At 56.1% G+C, this 230-nt stretch carries 1 pseudogene; it reads right to left on the bottom strand.

Annotated features, from left to right (window positions below):
- A pseudogene (locus Q4563_RS23210) lies at positions 1–230 on the bottom strand (type II secretion system protein GspF); the annotation flags it as partial.

Genomic DNA, 230 nt, shown 5'->3' with positions numbered 1-230 from the left:
GTATATTGTCGACGACCTGACTGGCAATACGCATGGCGTCAACCAGGGGAACCCCGGAGCTGGTCAGAATCGCCAGCGTGCTGCCAAAACGGGCGGTATTGGCGTCCTTGGCAAAACCACCGATGCCCGGTACGGCAAGCATGAAACGGTGATATTTTTCACGGAATGCCGGACTTCTCATAGCCTGGCCAAACAGTACCGCCACCGCCACCACCGCCAGTAAAATATAC

The sequence above is a fragment of the Gilvimarinus sp. 1_MG-2023 genome, from assembly GCF_030548285.1.
This window is presented reverse-complemented; position numbering and strand designations above follow the sequence as displayed.